The sequence below is a fragment of the Starkeya sp. ORNL1 genome, from assembly GCF_012971745.1.
In the GTDB taxonomy this organism is placed as follows: domain Bacteria; phylum Pseudomonadota; class Alphaproteobacteria; order Rhizobiales; family Xanthobacteraceae; genus Ancylobacter.
Map to the genome: position 1 here is coordinate 4402796 of NZ_CP048834.1, position 19048 is coordinate 4421843.

The 19048-nt window shown below is 66.9% G+C and carries 17 protein-coding genes; 15 read left to right on the top strand and 2 right to left on the bottom strand.

Annotated features, from left to right (window positions below):
- The first annotated feature begins 10 nt into the window (after positions 1-10).
- A complete protein-coding gene (locus G3545_RS20935) occupies positions 11-967 on the top strand; it encodes a GlxA family transcriptional regulator (protein ID WP_170015316.1) in 957 nt (318 codons plus the stop codon).
- Here the strand turns inward: G3545_RS20935 and G3545_RS20940 are convergent.
- A complete protein-coding gene (locus tag G3545_RS20940; RefSeq protein ID WP_170015318.1) occupies positions 957-1592 on the bottom strand; it encodes an NrsF family protein in 636 nt (211 codons plus the stop codon). The two genes, G3545_RS20935 and G3545_RS20940, sit on opposite strands and share 11 nt — an antisense overlap.
- Positions 1589-2146, bottom strand: coding sequence for a sigma-70 family RNA polymerase sigma factor (locus tag G3545_RS20945; RefSeq protein WP_170015320.1), 558 nt, complete (start codon positions 2144-2146; stop codon positions 1589-1591). Before G3545_RS20945 ends, G3545_RS20940 begins: the two co-directional genes overlap by 4 nt.
- A gap of 174 nt (positions 2147-2320) precedes the next feature.
- Between G3545_RS20945 and G3545_RS20950 the strand changes: the two genes are divergently transcribed.
- From G3545_RS20950 to G3545_RS21015, 14 genes are all read left to right on the top strand, one after another.
- Positions 2321-2596 carry a DUF2282 domain-containing protein gene (locus tag G3545_RS20950; protein ID WP_170015322.1) on the top strand — a complete coding sequence of 92 codons (276 nt, stop codon included), beginning with the start codon at positions 2321-2323 and terminating at the stop codon, positions 2594-2596.
- Between the two features lie 40 nt (positions 2597-2636).
- Positions 2637-2918 carry a DUF2282 domain-containing protein gene (locus G3545_RS20955; protein ID WP_170015324.1) on the top strand — a complete coding sequence of 94 codons (282 nt, stop codon included), beginning with the start codon at positions 2637-2639 and terminating at the stop codon, positions 2916-2918.
- An 87-nt stretch (positions 2919-3005) separates the two neighbouring features.
- On the top strand, positions 3006-3863 hold the full coding sequence (locus tag G3545_RS20960; RefSeq protein ID WP_170015326.1) for a DUF692 domain-containing protein: 858 nt from the start codon (positions 3006-3008) through the stop codon (positions 3861-3863).
- 9 nt (positions 3864-3872) lie between these two features.
- Entirely contained in the window at positions 3873-4625 is a 753-nt protein-coding gene (locus tag G3545_RS20965) for a DNA-binding domain-containing protein (RefSeq protein ID WP_170015328.1), read from the top strand.
- 39 nt (positions 4626-4664) lie between these two features.
- Positions 4665-5123, top strand: a complete 459-nt coding sequence (locus G3545_RS20970) for a DoxX family protein (protein ID WP_246702927.1) — start codon at positions 4665-4667, stop codon at positions 5121-5123.
- 106 nt (positions 5124-5229) lie between these two features.
- A complete protein-coding gene (locus G3545_RS20975) occupies positions 5230-6453 on the top strand; it encodes a CaiB/BaiF CoA-transferase family protein (protein WP_170015332.1) in 1224 nt (407 codons plus the stop codon).
- A 76-nt stretch (positions 6454-6529) separates the two neighbouring features.
- A complete protein-coding gene (locus tag G3545_RS20980) occupies positions 6530-7873 on the top strand; it encodes a nucleotide sugar dehydrogenase (protein ID WP_170015334.1) in 1344 nt (447 codons plus the stop codon).
- 129 nt (positions 7874-8002) lie between these two features.
- The gene (locus tag G3545_RS20985) at positions 8003-10747 is read left to right on the top strand and encodes an ABC transporter ATP-binding protein (protein WP_170015336.1); all 2745 of its coding nucleotides are present in this window, start codon (positions 8003-8005) and stop codon (positions 10745-10747) included.
- The gene (locus G3545_RS20990) at positions 10744-11253 is read left to right on the top strand and encodes a Crp/Fnr family transcriptional regulator (RefSeq protein WP_170015338.1); all 510 of its coding nucleotides are present in this window, start codon (positions 10744-10746) and stop codon (positions 11251-11253) included. Before G3545_RS20985 ends, G3545_RS20990 begins: the two co-directional genes overlap by 4 nt.
- A gap of 50 nt (positions 11254-11303) precedes the next feature.
- Positions 11304-13004, top strand: a complete 1701-nt coding sequence (locus G3545_RS20995) for an adenylate/guanylate cyclase domain-containing protein (RefSeq protein WP_170015340.1) — start codon at positions 11304-11306, stop codon at positions 13002-13004.
- A 4-nt stretch (positions 13005-13008) separates the two neighbouring features.
- Positions 13009-14916: an ABC transporter ATP-binding protein gene (locus G3545_RS21000; protein WP_246702505.1), complete on the top strand. Its 1908-nt coding sequence runs from the start codon at positions 13009-13011 to the stop codon at positions 14914-14916.
- Positions 14917-14945: 29 nt separating this feature from the next.
- A complete protein-coding gene (locus G3545_RS21005) occupies positions 14946-16862 on the top strand; it encodes an ABC transporter substrate-binding protein (RefSeq protein WP_246702506.1) in 1917 nt (638 codons plus the stop codon).
- Between the two features lie 3 nt (positions 16863-16865).
- Positions 16866-17864: an ABC transporter permease gene (locus G3545_RS21010; RefSeq protein ID WP_170015344.1), complete on the top strand. Its 999-nt coding sequence runs from the start codon at positions 16866-16868 to the stop codon at positions 17862-17864.
- Positions 17861-19042, top strand: a complete 1182-nt coding sequence (locus tag G3545_RS21015) for an ABC transporter permease (RefSeq protein ID WP_170015346.1) — start codon at positions 17861-17863, stop codon at positions 19040-19042. Before G3545_RS21010 ends, G3545_RS21015 begins: the two co-directional genes overlap by 4 nt.
- Positions 19043-19048 lie beyond the last annotated feature (6 nt).

The following is a 19048-nucleotide window of genomic DNA, read 5'->3' on the forward strand; positions in this document are numbered from 1 at the left end:
GAGCCCGCCCATGCAACGCATCGGCTTCATCGCGTTCCCCGACTTCCAGGTGATGACCTTCGCTGCGGTTTCGGTGTTCGAGATCGCCAACGTCACCGGCAACGCCCCACTTTATGATCTGCATTTCCTGTCGGAGCATGGTGGGTCGGTGCGCACCTCCCTCGGGCTGACGATGGACACCGAACCCTTCGGCGATGCGCCGTTCGACACGCTGATCGCGGGCGGCGGGCTCGAGCCGGTGGAATCGACACCGGGCCTGATCGAATATGTACGCGCGGCGCCCACGATCGCGCGGCGCGTCGCCGCGATCTGCACCGGCGCTTTCGTCCTCGCGGAAGCCGGGCTGCTGGACGGCCGGCGCGCGACCACGCACTGGGGCTTCGCGCGCCAGCTTCAGGCGCAGTTTCCCAAGGTCAGGGTCGAGGAGGACCGCATCTTCATCATTGACGGGCCGATATGGACCTCGGCCGGCATGACGGCCGGCATCGATCTCGCACTGGCGATGGTGGAGAAGGACCATGGCGCCGCGCTTGCCCGAAGCGTCGCTCGCAAGCTCGTGGTCTATCATCGCCGGGCCGGCGGCCAGTCGCAATTCTCCGCGCTGCTGGAGCTGGAACCGAAGTCGGACCGCATCCAGGTGGCGCTGGACTATGCGAAGCGGAACCTGCACACCGCGCTTTCGGTCGAGCAGCTTGCCGAGGCGGCGCATCTCAGCCCGCGCCAGTTCAGCCGCGCCTTCCGTTCGGAGACCGGGCAGTCACCGGCGAAAGCGGTGGAGCATTTGCGGGTCGAAGCGGCGCGGCTGATGATGGAGAGCAGCCGACATCCGATCGATGTGGTGGCCAGCGAGACCGGTTTTGCCGATCGCGAGCGCATGCGCCGCGCGTTTCTCCGCGCCTTCGGTCAGCCGCCGCAGGCGATCCGCCGCAACGCGCAAATCGAAGGCGTGCCGCTTCTCACCACCTGAGCACGCGATTCCCCACGAGATAGCCGACCAGCGTGACGAAGCCGATCGCGATCGGATACCAGGTGGCGACGAACAGCGGGCTGTCGTCGGTGCAATTGGCGGCATAGAAGGTCGCGGCGATGCCGCTCGCCGCCAGCCCGGCCACCGCGCCGGCAACGCCCGGACGGGTCGGCGCACCCTGCCGCAGCGCCAGCAGCAGCAGCGCGAGCGGGCCGATCGCCAGCATCGGGATCAGCGTGAGGCAGAAGCGCACATGGGTGCCGACGAGGCGCGTACCCCAGGTCTCCGCCGGCATGACCATGAGTTCGGCGACGACGGCGATGGCGAGCAGCGCCGGTGCCAGGATCAGTGCCCAGCGCCAGCCGCCGGTCGGCGCCCCGGGCTGTGCCAGCCGCAGGATCAGGCCGGTCGCGGTCGTGGCCAGGATCACGGTGAGAACGAACTTGAAGAGGAAGCGCACCGTCCCGGCCGCATCCATGAAATCCGGCCGCGGTCCCATCAGGGCAAAGAACAGCAACGCCGCCACCAGCGCGCCGCCGGCGACGGCGAGCATCAGCGTCCGACCAAAGCGCCAGCGCACCGGGGCGTCCTGGGAGAGGGCATTGATGAGGTCGTCGGTCTTCACGGCACTTCACTCCGGTACAGCGCGGCCAGGGTCTTGAGCGCGCGGTGCAGTGCGACGCGCACCGCGCCCTCGCTCATGCCCAGCTTCAGGGCGGTGTCGCGGATGCTGGCACCGGCGAGCGAGACGGCGCGCACGATGCTCTGCTGCGGCTCCCTCAATTGCATCACCAGGCGCTCGACGTCGATATGATCGAGGCCGTCGCCGTGATCCTCGGCCTCCAGCGTCTCCATCACGTCGTCGATCGGCACGTGGATGGTGCGTCCGCGGCGGCGCAGGCTGTCGATCAGCTTGTTGCGCACGATGGCCGAGATCCATGGCCCGATCGGGCGCGCGGCATCCCAGCTGCCGCGCTTCACATGGATGGTCAGCAGCGCCTCCTGCACCAGATCCTCCGCATCGCTGCGCGGCATGCCCATCTGCTCGCAGCGCCGCCGCGCCATGGCGCGCAGATGCGGGGTCAGCGCCTGCAGGAAATGCCGATAGGCGTCGGCGTCGCCCGCGATCGCCGCACGCATCCACGAGGCCCATTCGTCTTCGCGCATCGAAGCTTTCACGCGACGTATCTCACTACGCGAGCGTACCTCGCTTTGTTACACACGTTTCGAGAAAATATTCGTGTGCATCGCGACGACGAATTTTTCCCCTGCCTGCGTAACACGACCCGACCTCGTTCCGTAGAGCCCCATGCCAGCCACTTCCGGCTTGCTCTTCTTAACGAGGATTTCCCGATGAACAATCGCATGCTCACCATCGCGCTTGCGGGCTCGCTGGCCTCCGCCATTGCCGCAGTGGCGGTTCCGGCTTCGGCGCAGGATGCCGGCAAGGAGAAATGCTACGGCGTCGCCATGAAGGGACAGAATGACTGCGCCGCCGGCAACCATGATTGCGCCGGCCATTCGAAGGCCGATTACGACAAGGGGTCCTTCAAGCTGGTACCGACCGGCACCTGCATGACCATCAAGACGCCGCACGGCATGGGCTCGCTGAAGCCCGGCAAGGCCTGAGCGCCCGCGCATCGCCTCGCATCCTGTTCAGGAGCTCACCATGAACACATTCACCACTGCCGCGCTGGCCGCTTCCGTGGCCGCCGCGCTCACCGTCGCCGCCGCTCCGGCCTCTGCCCAGGAGCCGGCTAAGGAGAAATGCTACGGCATTGCGATGAAGGGGCAGAATGACTGCGCCGCCGGCCCCGGCACCACCTGCGCCGGCACCTCCAGGGTCGACTACCAGAAGAACGCCTGGAAGCTGGTCCCGGCCGGCACCTGCGTCTCCATCAAGACCCCGAACGGCATCGGCTCGCTCACGCAGGGGCCGGCGCCGACCTGATCGCGGACGCTACCCGACTGCGCGGCGCGGCGGGAGACGTCGCGCCGCCTCCTTCCGTATCTGGAATAGCTTCAGGCGAGGCAGACCATGACCCCCTCACAGCTTCCTCCCCGCGCCGGCGTCGGTTTCAAGCCGGAGCATTTCGCCGCCATCAACGGCGCGCCACAGCCCATCGGATTCTTCGAGGTCCATGCCGAGAATTACATGGGCGCCGGCGGACCGCCGCATGCCCAGCTTGGCCGGCTGCGCGAAGACTATGCGCTCTCGGTCCATGGTGTCGGCCTTTCCATCGGCTCGATGCAGCCGCTCGACCGCGATCATCTCGCCCGCCTGAAGGCGGTGTGCGATCGCTACCAGCCGGAAAGCTTCTCCGAGCATCTCGCCTGGTCGAGCCACGACACCGTCTTCCTCAATGACCTGCTGCCGCTGCCCTATACCGAGGAGACGCTGGCGCGGGTGGCCGAGCATGTCGACGAGGTGCAGCATTTCCTCGGCCGGCAGATGCTGCTGGAGAACCCGGCGACCTATGTGCTGTTCGAGCAGAGCACGATTGCCGAGACCGTCTTTCTCGCCGAGGTGGCGAAGCGCACCGGCTGCGGCCTGCTGCTCGACGTCAATAATGTCTTCGTCGCCGCCACCAATCACCGGCTCGATCCGCGCGCCTATCTCGCGGACTTCCCGCTGCATCTGGTGCGGGAGATCCATCTCAGCGGCCATTCCGAGACGGTGGATGATGCCGGCGCGCCGCTGCTGATCGATTCCCACGATACGCCAGTGACCGATCCGGTCTGGGCGCTCTATGACGCGGTGCTGGCGCGGACCGGCTCGATCGCCAGCCTGGTCGAATGGGACAATGACGTGCCGGAATGGCCGGTGCTGCGCGCCGAGGTGCTGGCGGCGCAGGCGGCCCTCGACCGCGCGGCGCGGCTCGGCAAGGCGGCGTGAGGGCGGGCCATGTCGTTCGCCACGCAAAGCCGCTTCGCCGGTGCCCTGCACGAGGCCGACGGCGTTCCCGAGGGTATTACCTCATGGAACGGCCCGCGGCCGGAACGGCGTTTCGAGGTCTATCGCAACAATGTCGCCTACGGGCTCGGCCGCGCGCTTGCGGCGCGCTTCCCGGTGGCAGAAAAATTGGTCGGCGAGGAGTTCTTTGCCGGCATGGCGCGCGCCTTCATCGCCGCGCATCCGCCGCGCACGCCGCTGCTGCTGTTCTATGGCGATGAATTCGCCGATTTCGTCGCCGGCTTCGCGCCGGCGGCGGAGCTGCCTTATCTGCCGGACGTGATCCGGCTGGAGGCGGCGCGCGGGCACGCCTATCACGCCGCCGACGTGGCGCCGCTCGCGCCCTCCGCGCTTGCTGGCGTGTCGCAAGAGCGCCTGTTCGACCTCGTCTTCGAACCACACCCCTCTTTGAGCGTGCTGCGCTCGGTCCATCCGGTGGTCACCATCTGGGCGATGAATGCCGGGGAGATGCCGCTGGCGCCGCTCGACGCCTGGACCGGCGAGGACGCGCTCATCATCCGTCCGGCGCTTCACGTGCTGGTGCGGCGACTGCCGCCGGGCGGCGCGGCGTTCCTTCGGGCGCTCGCTGGTGGCGCCGCGCTGGGGGCCGCCGCCGAGGTGGCGTTTGCCGACGATCCGCAGTTCGACCTGACGGCAAACCTGACCGGCGCCTTCGAGGCCGGCGTCTTCGCCGCCTTCCGCTAGATCCAGGACGGGAGAGAAGCCATGTCCGACGCTCACACCATGACGATCACGCCCGGCATTGCGGAGACGCGGCGGCAGCCGGCGGTCATCGGCCTCCTCAGCCGCATCCCCTACGACCTGACGGCCCTGGTCGCGCGCCTGTCGATGGCGGCAGTGTTCTGGCAGTCCGGCCAGACCAAGGTCGAGGGCTGGCATGTCTCGGAGAACGCCATCTATCTGTTCCAGAACGAGTATCGCCTGCCGCTAATCGATCCGGTGATCGCCGCGCATCTCGCCGCCTTTGCCGAGCATTTCTTCCCGGTGCTGCTGGTGCTCGGGCTTGCCACCCGCTTCGGCGCGTTGGCGCTGCTCGGCATGACGCTGGTGATCGAGATCTTCGTCTATCCCGATGCGTGGCCGATCCACGGCACCTGGGCGACATGCTTCCTGATACTGATCGCGCAGGGTCCGGGGCGCGTCGCGCTCGACCACCTCATTGCGCGCCGCTTCAACAGGTGACGGTCCCCCGCTGGACAAAACACGCCGAACGGCGAAGGTCTGGGTGGACCGGATTCGCAAGCTTCACGAAGCGGCTCCGGTGATTGGCAAGCTTCGCAGGCGTGAAATGACGACGACAGGACTGAAGGCGCTCAGCGGCATCCGCGTGCTCGATCTCTCGCGTGTGCTGGCCGGGCCGTGGGCGACGCAGACGCTCGGCGATCTCGGCGCCCAGATCATCAAGGTCGAACGGCCCGGTGCCGGCGACGATACCCGCGGCTGGGGTCCGCCCTGGCTCGCCGACGCGGAGGGCAAGCCTACCGCTGAGAGCGCTTATTTCCTCTCTGCCAACCGCAACAAGAAATCCGTCACCATCGACATCGCTCGCCCCGAGGGGCAGGCGCTGGTGCGCCGCCTCGCCGAGCTGAGCGATGTGGTGGTGGAGAACTTCAAGGTCGGCGGCCTCAAGGCCTATGGGCTCGATTATGCCGGCCTCCATGCGATCAATCCGCGGCTGATCTATTGCTCCATCACCGGCTTCGGCCAGACCGGCCCGGAAGCCGGACGCGCCGGCTATGATTTCATGATCCAGGGCATGTCGGGCCTGATGTCGATCACCGGCGCACTCGGCGGCGAGCCGCAGAAAGTCGGCGTCGCGCTGGTCGACGTGCTGACCGGGCTGAACGCCACAATCGCCATCCTCGCCGCCCTGCAGCAGCGCCACGCCACCGGCCGCGGCCAGCATATCGACCTCGCGCTGTTCGAGGTGGCGGTGGCGAGCCTCGCCAATCAGGCGCTCAACCAGCTGGTCTCCGAGCGCGTGCCCCAGCGGCTCGGCAATGCGCACCCGAACATCGTGCCTTACCAGGCGTTCGAGACCGCCGACGGCCATCTCATCCTCGCCGTCGGCAATGACACCCAGTTCGCCCGCTTCTGCCGCGTCGCCGGATTGCCGGACGTAGCGGCGGATGCGCGCTTCACCACAAATGCCGGCCGCGTGGCGACCCGCGAGGCGCTGATCCCGCTCATCGCGGCGGCCATGCGGGCGCGGACGACGCGCGACTGGATCGCGGCGCTGGAGAAGGAAGGCATTCCGTGCGGCCCGATCAACACCATCGAGCAGGCCTTCGCCGAGCCGCAGGCATTGGCGCGGGGCCTCGCCCTCGCCCTGCCGCATGCCAGCGGGGTGGTGGCACCGGGGGTGCGCAGTCCGCTCAGGCTCGCCGACAGCCCGATGGACGATGCTGCGGCGCCGCCGCGGCTCGGCCAGCATACCGAGGAGGTGCTGGCCGATGTGCTCGGCCTCACCGAGGCCGAGATCGCGGCGCTGCGGCAAGGCGGTATGATTTGACCGCCGTCGCCCGCGCATTGGCAATCATCGGCGCCCGTGCTTTTAAGACCTACGCACAACCCGCCCGAGATCCGCCATGCAGCCAGACGCTTCGCCCGCCCTTCAGCTCAAGGGACTGATCTCCGAGCGCCGCGCGCGCATCGGCGTCATCGGGCTCGGCTATGTCGGCCTGCCCTTGGCGCTGGTCGCGGTCGAGGCCGGCTTTCCCGTGCTCGGCCATGACATCAATGCCAGGCGCGTTGCCGAGATCGCCGCCGGCAAGCAGGTCATCCGCTATATCCCGGCGGAACGCATGGAAGCCGCGCTCGCCACCGGGCGCTTCGAGGTTACCGCCAGCGTCGACGCCTTTGGCGGCTGCGACGTGCTGGTGATCTGCGTGCCGACGCCGTTGACACGCCAGCGCGAACCGGAGCTGTCCTTCGTCGTCGCCACCGCCCGCACCATCGCCACGTCGCTGCGTCCGGGCCAGTTGATCGTGCTGGAATCCACCACCTGGCCCGGCACCACGGTCGAGGTGGTCAAGCCGATCCTGGAGGAGACCGGCCTCGTTTCCGGCCGCGACTTCTTCCTCGCCTTCTCGCCGGAGCGCGAGGACCCCGGCAATCCGAGCTATTCCACCGCCACCATCCCGAAAGTGGTCGGCGGCGACGGCGCGGTTGCGGGCGAACTGGCGGAAGCGCTCTATGCCGGCCTGGTCGAGCGCGTAGTGCCGGTGTCCTCGACGCAGACCGCCGAGGCGGTGAAGCTCACCGAGAACATCTTCCGCGCGGTCAACATCGCGCTGGTGAACGAATTGAAGACCGTCTACGCCGCCATGGGCATCGACATCTGGGAGGTGATCGACGCCGCCCGGACCAAGCCGTTCGGCTTCATGCCGTTCTATCCGGGCCCCGGTCTCGGGGGGCACTGCATCCCGATCGATCCGTTCTACCTCACCTGGAAGGCGCGCGAGTTCGATATCGAGACCCGCTTCATCGAGCTTGCCGGCCAGATCAACACCCGCATGCCGTATGTGGTGGTCGACCGGCTCGCCGCCGAGCTCGATGCCAGCGCCGGGCGCGGCCTGTCGGGCGCGCGCATCCTGGTGCTCGGCGCCGCCTACAAGAAGGATGTCGACGACACCCGCGAGAGCCCGGCGCTGAAGCTGATGGAGCTGATCGACGAGCGCGGCGGCCTATGCGAATACCACGACCCGCATGTGCCGGTGCTGCCGCCGACGCGCCGGCACCCGCGCCTCGCCGGCAAGCCGTCGACCCCGCTCGACGCGGCGACGATCGCCGGTTTCGACGCCGTGCTGGTGGCAACCGACCATGAGGCGATCGACTACGCCCTCGTCGCCGCGCATGCGCGGCTCATCGTCGACACCCGCAACGCCTTCGCCCGCCTCGGCCTGACGCCTCAACGCATCGTCAAGGCCTAGCACCCGCGGCGTGCGATCATCGACATTGCGTCCGTGCAACCCGGATTTATATAATGCTTCTGTGACAAGGCGCTGCTCTGCGCCTGTGCCGCTGCCCGGACTTGTCCGCTTTCGAAGGGCGCAAAGGCTTTGCTGGTCAATTTCTTCCAATATGTCTGGCGCTACAGCCGGCGCGAGCAGCTGATCGTGCTCGGCTATGTGCTGGCGTCGCTGCCCTTCTACTGGTGGTCGCTCGACGTGCCGAAGCGCATCGTCAACGAGGCGATCCAGGGCGGGGCCTTCACCAACGGCCATACCCAGGCGCGCTTCTTCGAGATGACGCTCTCGCTGCCGGACTTCCTCGGCGGCGGCAGCTACCAGCTCTCCGACGGCTACATGCTGGATCAGCTGCCGTACCTGTATGCGCTCAGCATGCTGTTCCTGGCGCTGACGCTGATCAATGGCTGGTTCAAGTACGTCATCAATATCCGCAAGGGCGTACTCGGCGAGCGCATGCTGCGGCGGCTGCGCTTCGATCTGTTTGCTTTGGTGCTGCGGTTCCGGCCGGAAGACATCCGCACCACCAAGTCGGCCGAAGTCGCCAGCATGATCAAGGACGAGGTGGACCCGATCGGGGCCTTCTTCGGCGAGGCCTTCATCACGCCCGCCTTCCTCGGCACCCAGGCCATCACCGCCATGGCCTTCATCCTGACGCAGAATATGTGGCTCGGCCTGATCGCGTTCGCGCTGATCGCGGTGCAGGGCTTCGTCATCCCGCGGCTGCGCCGCGAGCAGATCCGGCTCGGCCGCGAGCGCCAGCTGGAATCGCGCACGCTGGCGGGGCGGATCGGCGAATTTGTCGATGCGGCGCCGGCGCTCCACGCCTATGGGGTGACGACCCATAGCGGCGCCGATATCGGCAAGCGGCTGGGCACGCTGTTCGAGATCCGCCTGAAGCTCTATCGCCGCAAGTTCGCGGTGAAGTACCTCAACAACATGCTGGCGCAGATCACGCCCTTCGTCTTCTACATATTGGGCGGCTATCTGGCGCTGAAGGGACGGCTCGACATCGGCCAGCTGGTCGCCGTGATCGCCGCCTATCGCGACCTGCCGACCCCGATCAAGGAACTGATCGACTGGGACCAGCAGCGCAACGACGTCACCGTGAAATACGAGCAGGTGGTCGCCCAGTTCTCCAAGGACGTGCTGCTGCCCGCCGAGCCGGAGAAGGCGGGCGATCCGATCCCGGCGGATGCGAGCATCTCGGTCTCCGGCCTCCGGGTCGTGAACGGCCGCGGCATCGTGCAGCTCGACCGCGTCACCACCACGCTGCCACGGCCGAGCCGGATCGCGCTGGTCGGCGGGGCGGGGAGCGGGCGCGACGTGCTCGCCAAGGTGCTCGGCCGCCAGATCACCGATTATCAGGGCAGCGTCACCATAGCCGGGCGCGAGCTCGGCACCCTGACCGACTGCGACGCCAGCCGGTCCATCATCTATGCCTCGAGCGAGCCGCACATCCTGTCCGGCTCGATCCGCGACAATCTGTTGTTCGCGCTGCGCCATGCGGTGCCGCCGGTCCCGGATGGCGAGCTCGACGCCAGGATGCGTTTCGAGCTCATGGAGGCGCGGCAGACCGCCAACCCGCTGGTTTCTCCCGACGCCGACTGGATCGACTATCAGGGCGTCGGCATCTCCGGACCCGATGAGCTCGGCAATGCCGTGATCGAGGCGCTGCGCGTGGTGCGCGGCTATGACGACATCTTCCGCGTCGGCATAGCGAGCCGGCTTGGCGACGACCTCGACGATGAGCTGGCGGCGCGCCTGCTCGAGGCCCGCGGCGCCATCCTCGATCATTTCCGCGAGCGCGGCCTGTTGAAGCTTGTCGAGCCTTTCGCGGCCGGCGCGTATAACAGCAGCGCCAGCATCGGCGAAAATCTCCTGTTCGGCGTGCCGGTCGGCTCGCGTTTCGCGCCGGAGAACCTCGCTTCGGACAATTTCGTGCGGGCCATCATCTCCGCGGAGGCCCTCGCCGGGCCGCTGCTGGCGATCGGGCTGAAGATCGTCGAGACCGTGGCCGACGTTTTCCAGGGCATGGCCCCGGACAATCCGCTGCGCGAGCGCTACTCCTTCATCGATGAGGGCGATCTGGAGACGCTGCTGCCGGCGCTGCAGGGCAATTGGCAGGACAGCCAGCGCGAGCGCATCCCGAGCGCGGTGCGCGAGCGGCTGATCGGCTACGGCCTGATGTATGTCGAGCCGCGCCACCGCCTCAACATGATCGATGACGGCCTCATCGCCCGGGTGCTGCGCGCCCGCAAGAGCTTCCGCCAGTTCCTGCCGGCCAGCGAAGCCGGCGCCATCGAATTCTACGATGCCGGCCGGCTGATGCCGGCGGCGCCGATCCGCGATAACCTGCTGCTCGGCCGCATCCGCTACGGCAAGATGCATGAACGCTCCCGCCTGCTCGACGCCGTCGCCGAAGTGCTGCAGCAGCGCGGGCTGGAGACCTTCGTGGTCTCCAAGGGCCTCGACCAGGATGCCGGCCCCGGCGGGCGCCTGCTCTCGCCGCAGCAGCGCGCCACCATCCAGCTGGCGCGCCTGATGCTGCGCCGGCCGGATACGTTGATCCTCGACGGCGCGCTGTCTAGTTTCTCCGGCTCGGAAGCGCATATGATCATGAAGAACATATGCGCGGCCATGGGTGGGCGCACACTCATCGTCAGCCAGTCGGAAGAGGACGACGTGAGTGATTTCGACATCGTACTGACGTTCGACGGGGCCAAACTGATCGGGGTGGCGCGTGAGAGCGAGACGTCGGCGACGCTGGTACCGGAGTCCTCCGGTGCGGCGGAAGACGATGCTTCGACACCCACTCCGCAGGAGGTAGGGAAATGACGATCGACGATGAAGTCAGGTCCTTGCAGAAGTTCCGCATGTTCGAGGCGGTAGAGACGTCCAAGCTCAAGCTGCTCGCGATGATCGCGGACCGCATCGTGTTCCAGCCCGGCGAAGTCGTATACGAGCAGGGCGCCGCCTCCGATGCGGTGTTCATCGTGCTCAACGGCCAGTTCAAGGCGTCGATCAATACCGAGCGCGGCGTCATCGACTTCGCCGAACATGTGCGCGGAGCGCTGCTGGGCGAGGCCGGCGTGCTGTGCGGCCAGACCCGCGGCGTCACCATCACCGCGGAAAACGAGGTCACGGCGCTCAGGGTCGACCGCGAGCCGTTCATGCAACTGCTCGATGAGTCGAAGCCGTTCAACCTCGCGGTGATGCGCGAGCTCAGCCGGCAGATTCTGCATCTCAACAAGATCTGCGCGCAGCTGGTGATGCGTTTGCCCGACGGTGCTCCGGCGGTCGACGCCTCGCGCCCGCTCACGCCACCCGCCGCCGCACATTGATGCCGACCGCCGCCACCCCAGCTGCCGAACCCAAGGCGCCCCGCGGCCGGATGACAAGCAATGTCTGGGTGCGCCCGGCGCGCATGTGGTCCGGCATCATCCTGTTCGCCTTCGTCACCACCCACCTGCTCAACCATGCGGTCGGCGTGTTCGGCATCAGCGCGATGCAGGTGGTGCAGGAATGGCGCTGGGCGTTGTGGAAGGCCCCGCTCGGCGCCACGGTGCTCTATGGCGCGGCCCTCGTGCATATCACCCTGACCACCTACCGCCTCATCCGCCGGCAGACCTGGCGCATGCCGGACGACGAGGTGCTGCAGATCATCTTCGGCCTCTCCATCCCGTTCCTGGTGCTCGGCCACATCGCCGAGACCCGGATCGCCGGCTCTTTCTACGGCGTCGACGAGGCCTATCATGCCGTGCTGTTCCGGCTCTGGCCGGATGTCGCTTGGTGGCAAAGCACCTTGCTGATCGTGGCCTGGAGCCATGGGGTGATCGGGCTGCACCACATATTGCGCCACCGGCACTGGTATCCGCGCTGGCGGGTGACCCTGGTTGTGCTCGCCGTGCTCATTCCGTTCCTGTCGCTCGCCGGCTTCGTCGCCGCCGGCCGCGAGGCGCACGCCATGGCGCCGCCGCAGGCGATCAGCCAGGAGCAGCGGGCCGGCATCGACGACGCGCGGATGATGATGAAGGGCGGGCTCGCAACGTTCGGCGCCGGCGTCCTCGCATTGCTTGCCTTCGCCTATATACGCCGCCGCGCCGCCGCCACGGTGACGCTCACCTATCGCGGCTACGGGCCGGTCAAGGTCCCCCTCGGCACCTCGGTGCTGGAGGCGAGCCGCATGCACCATATCCCGCACCCCTCCGCCTGCGGCGGGCGCGGGCGCTGCTCCACCTGCCGCGTGCACGTGCTGTCAGGGGCCAGCGACCTGCCGGAGCCGTTCGGCGTCGAGGGCCGATTGCTCGATCGCATCGGCGCCTCCGCCAATGTGCGCCTCGCCTGCCAGATCCGCCCGACCCACGATGTCGGCCTGCGCATATTGATGCCGGTGCTGGGCGAGCAGCGGGCGCGCGAGGAGGACGAGCAGCAGATCCAGGAATGGGCGCTGGAGCAGGAGGCGACGGTGCTCTGTCTCGACCTGCGCGCCTTCAACATGCTGACCCGCGCCAGCCAGCCCTACGAGATCGCGGTGCTGATCAACCGCTTTTCCTCGGAGATGACGCAGGCGGTGGAGAATCGCGGCGGCCGGGTCGACCAGATGCACGGCCACGGCCTCCTCGCCGTCTTCGATACGCCGGCTGGCGGCGCCAGCGCTCGCAACGCCCTGCATGCGGCCCGCGACATGGCGCGGGTGATCGACCTGCTCAATGTCGAGATCGCCGGCGCCTTGCCGATCCCGATCCGCGCCGGGGTCGGCGTCCATACCGGCCCGGTGGTGCTGACCCGCATCGGCGCCGACGTCGCCTCCTCGTCGCTGCGCGCCTTTGGCGGCACCATCACCATCGCCGCACGGCTGGAAGCGGCGACCAAGGACATGCTGGCCGACTTCGTGGTATCGGAAGAAACGGCTCGAATTTCGAAACTCGACTTTTCCGGATTGAAAACCCGCGACATCATGGTCGATGGCAGCGACATGGCGGTCTCCGCCTATATGATCAGCGACCAGGAGCTATTGGCGCAGGTGCTCGGCGGGACCAAGACAGTGACAGAGACCAAGTCCCAGACGGCGATGGCCGCGGCAAGAGGATGACAATGTGCTGCCGGCCGTGACCCCCGAAGTGCTTCGTATCGAAGACCTGCGCATCGGTTTCGCCCTTCACGGCCAGCTCGACGAGGTGGTGAAGGGAGTGTCGCTCCGCGTGCCAGCGGGACGCACGGTGGCCCTTGTCGGTGAATCCGGTTCCGGCAAGACCGTCATCTCCCGCGCGGTGATGGGCCTGCTGCCGCCCAACGGCATCATCACCCAGGGGCGGATCCTGTTCTCCGATCCGGCCCGCAAGCCGGACGGCGAATTCAAGAACGGTGCTGGCAAGACCGGCCCGCTCGACATTGCCGGGCTTCCGACCGACGGCAAGGTGATCCGCCATCTGCGTGGCGGGCGCATCGGCATGATCTTCCAGGAGCCGATGTCCTCGCTCTCGCCGGTCCATACCATCGGCAACCAGGTCGAGGAGGCGCTGCAGCTGCACCGCCCGCATCCGCGCAAGGAAGCACGCGCGGTGACCGAGCGGATGCTGGAGCTGGTCGGCTTCCGCGAGCCGCACCGCGCCTATGACCGCTACCCGTTCGAGCTGTCCGGCGGGCTGCGCCAGCGCGCCATGCTTGCCATGGCGCTGATCTGCCATCCGGCCCTGCTGATCGCCGACGAGCCGACCACCGCGCTCGACATGACCATCCAGGCCCAGGTGCTGAAGCTGATGAAGGAGCTTCAGCAGGATTTCGGCATGGCGATCCTGCTCATCACCCACGACCTCGGCGTCGTCGCCAACATGGCGGACGAGGTGGTGGTGATCTATCAGGGCGAGATCATGGAGATGGGCACGGTCGAGGACGTGTTCCGCGACCCGACCCATCCCTATCTGAAGGCGCTTCTGAAAGCCTGCCCGCGCTTCGACATGGCGGAAGGCGAGCGCCTGGTGGCGCTGCGCGACATACCGCCCGTCGTGCCGGAGCGTACCGACCCCTACCGGCTGGAGACCTGCGGCGCGCCGATCCTCACGGTGGAGAGACTGCGCAAGACCTATGGCGGCAAGAAAGGCGGCGGTGTCGTCGCCGTCGACGATGTCAGCTTCGAGATCATGCGCGGCGAGTGCCTCGGCCTCGTCGGCGAGAGCGGCTCCGGCAAGACCACGGTCGGCAACCTGATCATGCGCGCCCGGGCCGCCGATTCCGGCTCCATCACCTTCCACGGCCGCGACGGGCCGGTCGATATCCGCGCCCTCGACAAGGAGGACTTGCGCGAGTTTCGGCCGCATCTGCAGATGATCTTCCAGGATCCGGTGTCGTCGCTGTCGCCGCGCATGACGGTGCTCGACATCATCCGCGAGCCGATGATCATCCAGGAGCGCGGCGATCCGGCCTGGCAGAAGGAGCGCGTCATCGAGTTGATGCGCTGCGTCGGCCTCGATCCGCGCTTCCTCAACCGCTATCCGCACAGCTTCTCCGGCGGCCAGCGCCAGCGCATCGGCATCGCCCGGGCGCTCGCGCTCGATCCCGACATCATCATCTGTGACGAGCCGGTCTCCGCGCTCGACGTCTCGGTGCAGGCGCAGATCCTCAATCTGCTGAAGGACCTGCAGTCCGCGCTCGGTCTCACCTATCTGTTCGTCACGCACAATCTCGCGGTGGTCCACTACATGGCCGACCGCATCGCGGTGATGGCCCGCGGGCGCATCGTCGAGATGGCGACGCGCGACGCGCTGTTCGCCAATCCGGTCCACCCCTACACCAAGAACCTGCTCAAGGCGGTGCTGCTGCCCGACCTCGACCAGCGCTTCGACTTCAAGATCCCGATGTCGGCCGGCGGCGCCTCCGATCCGCAGATCTGGCCGGAGGCGTTCCGCGGCATGAAGGGCGGGGGGCTCGCCCCGCTCGATCTCGGCGGCGGCCATTTCGTGCTTGCCGACCGCGACTGCGTCCGATCCGATCTGGTCACGGCATAGGTCCCGCCATGTGGAGAGCCCCGATCCGGATGGTACTGGCGCTGCTCCTGATGCTCGGCGCCGGTTTGTGCGTGCCGTCCGTGCATGCCGCTACGCCGGACGTCTCGGGCGAGTCCGCGATCCTCGCCGATGCGGTGCGGGCCGGCGCCTTGCCGCCGATGGCGCAGCGCCTGCCGGTGCAGCCGCGGGTGATCGACCTCAAGGCCATGGGCCGCGAGCCCGGCCGCTATGGCGGCACGCTGCGGCTGCTGATGGGCGACCAGCGCGACATCCGCATGGTGACGCTCTACGGCTATGCCCGTCTCATGGTGTTCGACCTCAACGGCAATCTGGTGCCCGACATATTGCGCGCCGTCGATGTCGAGGAAGGGCGCATCTTCACCTTGCACCTGCGCGAGGGCCATCGCTGGTCGGACGGCGTGCCCTTCACCGCGGAGGATTTCCGCTACTGGTGGGAGGATGTCGCCAATAACGCGACCCTCAATCCCGGGGGCCCGCCGCGCGCGATGCTGGTCGGCAACCAGCCGCCGCGTTTCGAGGTGATCGACCCGCTCACCGTGCGCTACACATGGTCGATGCCCAATCCCGGGTTCCTGCCGGCGCTGGCGGCGGCGAATCCCTTCACCATCGCCATGCCGTTCCACTATCTGAAGCAGTTCCACGCGCGCTACGCCGACCCGGATGAACTCGCCAAGCTGGTCAAGCAGTTCCGGGTGAAGGACTGGAGCGCGCTGCACGACCGCAAGGCCCGCGCCTATCGTCCCGAGAACCCGAACCTGCCGACGCTGGGGCCGTGGCGGCCGCTGACCTATCCGCCGGCCGAGCTCTTCGTGTTCGAGCGCAATCCCTATTATCACCGGGTCGACGAGGCCGGGCGCCAACTGCCCTATATCGACCGGGTCGCCATCTCGATCGGTACCTCCTCGCTGGTGCCCGCCAAGGTCGGGGCCGGCGGCGCCGACCTGCAGGCGCGCTATCTGCGTTTCGACAGCTACACCTTCCTGAAGGCGGCCGAGGAGCGGCAGAATTATCGGGTGCGGCTGTGGGAGAATGGCGAGGGCGCCAATGTCGCCATCGTGCCGAACCTCAATGTCGCCGATGACGGCTGGCGCGCCGTGCTGCGCGACGTGCGGGTGCGCCGCGCGCTTTCCGTCGCCATCAATCGGCGCGACATCAACCAGGTGATCTTCTTCGGCCTCGCCCATGAGGGCGCCAACACCGTCATTCCCGGCAGCCAGCTCTACGATTCCAAATATGACCAGGCCTGGGCGCAGTATGATCCGGCGCTCGCCAACCAGCTGCTCGACCAGGCGGGCCTCGACAAGCGCGACGCCGATGGCATCCGCCTGCTGCCCGACGGCCGGCGCGCCGAGATCACGGTGGAGACCGCCGGCGACAGCACCGAGGAATCCGATGCGCTGGAGCTGGTCGGCTATGACTGGAAGAAGATCGGCATCGCCATGTTCGCGCGGCCGACCCAGCGTGACATACTTCGCCGCGGCGCCATCGCCGGCAAGGTGATGATGTCGACCTGGAAGGGGCTCGACAATTCGATCCCCAGCCCGGACATGGAGCCGACCGAGCTGGCGCCGTCCAATTCGATGCAGTTCCAGTGGCCGCTCTGGGGCCAGTATGTCGATTCATCCGGCCAGGAAGGCGAGGCGCCGACCCTCCCCGAGGCCAAGGAACTGGTCGATCTGCACCAGCAATGGCGGCACTCGACGGACGTCGACCAGCGCCGCGACATCTGGCGCCGCATGCTGGAGATCAATGCCGACCAGGTCTTCACCATCGGCATCGTCAACCGCACCCGCCAGCCGGTGGTGGTGTCCAATCTGCTGCGCAACGTCCCGGAAACCGGGGTCTATGCGTTCGAGCCGGGCTCGTATTTCGGCATCTATTTGCCGGATACGTTCTGGTTCGACGACACCGCACGGAAGGAGTGAGGCGTGCTGCGCTACATCACCCGGCGGATCGCCATCATGGTGCCGACGCTCCTCGTCGCCAGCGCGCTCATCTTCACGGTGATGCAGCTGCCGCCGAGCGACTATTTCGAGACCTATGTCGCCGAGATGGCGGCGCAGGGCGAGAAGGTCGACACCAGCCGCATCGAGTTCCTGCGCAAGGAATACGGCTTCGACCTGCCGCCGGTGCAGCGCTATTTCAAATGGATCACCGGCTTCTTCCAGGGCGATTTCGGCTATTCGTTCGAATACGAGATGCCGGTGCGCGAGATCGTCGGCGAGCGGCTCGGCCTCACCGTGCTGCTCTCGCTCTCCACCATATTGATGACCTGGCTGATCGCCTTTCCGATCGGCATCTATTCCGCCACTCACCAATATAGCTGGGGCGACTACGGGCTGACCTTCCTCGGCCTGCTCGGCATCGCGGTGCCGCACTTTCTGCTGGCGCTGATCGTGATGTACTTCGCCAATGTCTGGTTCGGGCTATCGATCGGCGGCCTGATGGACCCGATGTATTTCGACCAGCCGATGAGCTGGGCGAAGGCACAGTCGATCCTGGCGCATCTGTGGATCCCGGTGCTGATCATCGGCGCCGGCGGCACCGGCACCATGGTGCGCGCCATACGCGCCAACCTGCTCGAGGAATTACGTAAACAATACTACGTTACCGCAAAGGCCAAGGGTCTGTCGCGGCAGCGGGCGCTGGTGAAATATCCGCTGCGCATGTCGCTGAACTTCTTCATCTCCGGCATCGGCGACGTGTTGCCGACCATCGTCTCCGGTTCGGAGCTGACCGCGGTGGTGCTGTCGCTGCAGACCACCGGCCCGCTGCTGCTGCGGGCGCTGCAAAGCCAGGACATGTATCTCGCCGGCTCGTTCCTGATGTTCCTGTCCTGCCTCACCGTGATCGGCGTGCTAATCTCGGATATCGCGCTCGGCTTCCTCGATCCGCGCATCCGCTTCAGTGGTGGAGCCTCCAAATGAGCGCTCCCATCCCGCAGCTGGCCGGGCCCGAGCGGCTGCCGCACATCGTGGCGGAGGCCCCGTTCGACCCCTATACGGCGGAGGTGCTGACCGAGGCGCAGAAGCGGGTCTATCTTGCCTCGCAGCTGACCTTGATGTGGTGGAAGTTCAAGCGCCACCGCCTCGCGCTGTTCTCGGGCATCTTCCTGATGGTGCTCTACGCCTCGATCCTGATCTGCGAGTTCCTGGCGCCCTATGACTACCAGGCCCGGCATACCGACTTCATCCGCTCGCCGCCGCAGGGGATCCATCTGTTCCATGACGGCGCGTTCGTCGGCCCCTTCACCTATGGGCTGAAATACCAGCTCGACATGCAGAGCATGCGGCGCACCTTCTCGGAGGACCGCACGCAGGTCCACCCGGTGCGCTTCTTCTGCAAGGGCGACCCCTACATGTTCTGGGGGCTGATCCCCGGCAACCGGCATCTGATGTGCCCGAGCGAAGGCGGCACGCTGTTCCTGCTCGGCACCGACCGGCTGGGGCGCGACATGCTCTCGCGCATCATCTATGGCGCGCGCATCTCGCTGACCATCGGCCTCATCGGTGTCGCCGTCAGCTTCACCCTCGGCATCATCATAGGCGGGCTCGCCGGCTATTATGGCGGTCTGTTCGACCTCGTGATGCAGCGCGTGATCGAGGTCATCCAGTCGCTGCCGCACATACCATTGTGGCTCGCTCTGTCGGCGATCATGCCGCCGACGTGGAGCCCGCTGCTGGTCTATTTCAGCATCACCATGATCCTCGGCCTGATGGACTGGACCGGGCTGGCGCGTGCCGTGCGCTCCAAGCTGTTGTCGTTGCGCGAAGACGATTACGTCGTCGCCGCCCAGCTGATGGGCGCGAAGACGCCGCGCATCGTGTTCCGCCATCTGGTGCCGGGCTTCCTCAGCCATCTGATCGCCTCGGCGACCATCACCATCCCCACCATGATCCTCGGCGAGACCGCCTTGAGCTTCCTCGGCCTCGGCCTGCGGCCCCCCATCACCAGCTGGGGCGTGATGTTGAACGAGGCGCAGAACATCAATATCGTGGTGTTCTATCCATGGCTCATCCTGCCGGTGGTGCCCGTCATCGCCGTCATCCTCGCCTTCAATTTCCTTGGCGACGGCCTGCGCGATGCTGCCGACCCCTATCACTGACGAGTA

Bases quoted from the DNA above. Each gene is read 5' to 3' on its own strand.
- G3545_RS20935 (WP_170015316.1), top strand. From the start codon at position 11: ATGCAACGCATCGGCTTCATCGCGTTCCCCGACTTCCAGGTGATGACC.
- G3545_RS20950 (WP_170015322.1), top strand. From the start codon at position 2,321: ATGAACAATCGCATGCTCACCATCGCGCTTGCGGGCTCGCTGGCCTCC.
- G3545_RS20955 (WP_170015324.1), top strand. From the start codon at position 2,637: ATGAACACATTCACCACTGCCGCGCTGGCCGCTTCCGTGGCCGCCGCG.
- G3545_RS20960 (WP_170015326.1), top strand. From the start codon at position 3,006: ATGACCCCCTCACAGCTTCCTCCCCGCGCCGGCGTCGGTTTCAAGCCG.
- G3545_RS20965 (WP_170015328.1), top strand. From the start codon at position 3,873: ATGTCGTTCGCCACGCAAAGCCGCTTCGCCGGTGCCCTGCACGAGGCC.
- G3545_RS20970 (WP_246702927.1), top strand. From the start codon at position 4,665: ATGACGATCACGCCCGGCATTGCGGAGACGCGGCGGCAGCCGGCGGTC.
- G3545_RS20975 (WP_170015332.1), top strand. From the start codon at position 5,230: ATGACGACGACAGGACTGAAGGCGCTCAGCGGCATCCGCGTGCTCGAT.
- G3545_RS20980 (WP_170015334.1), top strand. From the start codon at position 6,530: ATGCAGCCAGACGCTTCGCCCGCCCTTCAGCTCAAGGGACTGATCTCC.
- G3545_RS20990 (WP_170015338.1), top strand. From the start codon at position 10,744: ATGACGATCGACGATGAAGTCAGGTCCTTGCAGAAGTTCCGCATGTTC.
- G3545_RS20995 (WP_170015340.1), top strand. From the start codon at position 11,304: ATGACAAGCAATGTCTGGGTGCGCCCGGCGCGCATGTGGTCCGGCATC.
- G3545_RS21005 (WP_246702506.1), top strand. From the start codon at position 14,946: ATGGTACTGGCGCTGCTCCTGATGCTCGGCGCCGGTTTGTGCGTGCCG.
- G3545_RS21015 (WP_170015346.1), top strand. From the start codon at position 17,861: ATGAGCGCTCCCATCCCGCAGCTGGCCGGGCCCGAGCGGCTGCCGCAC.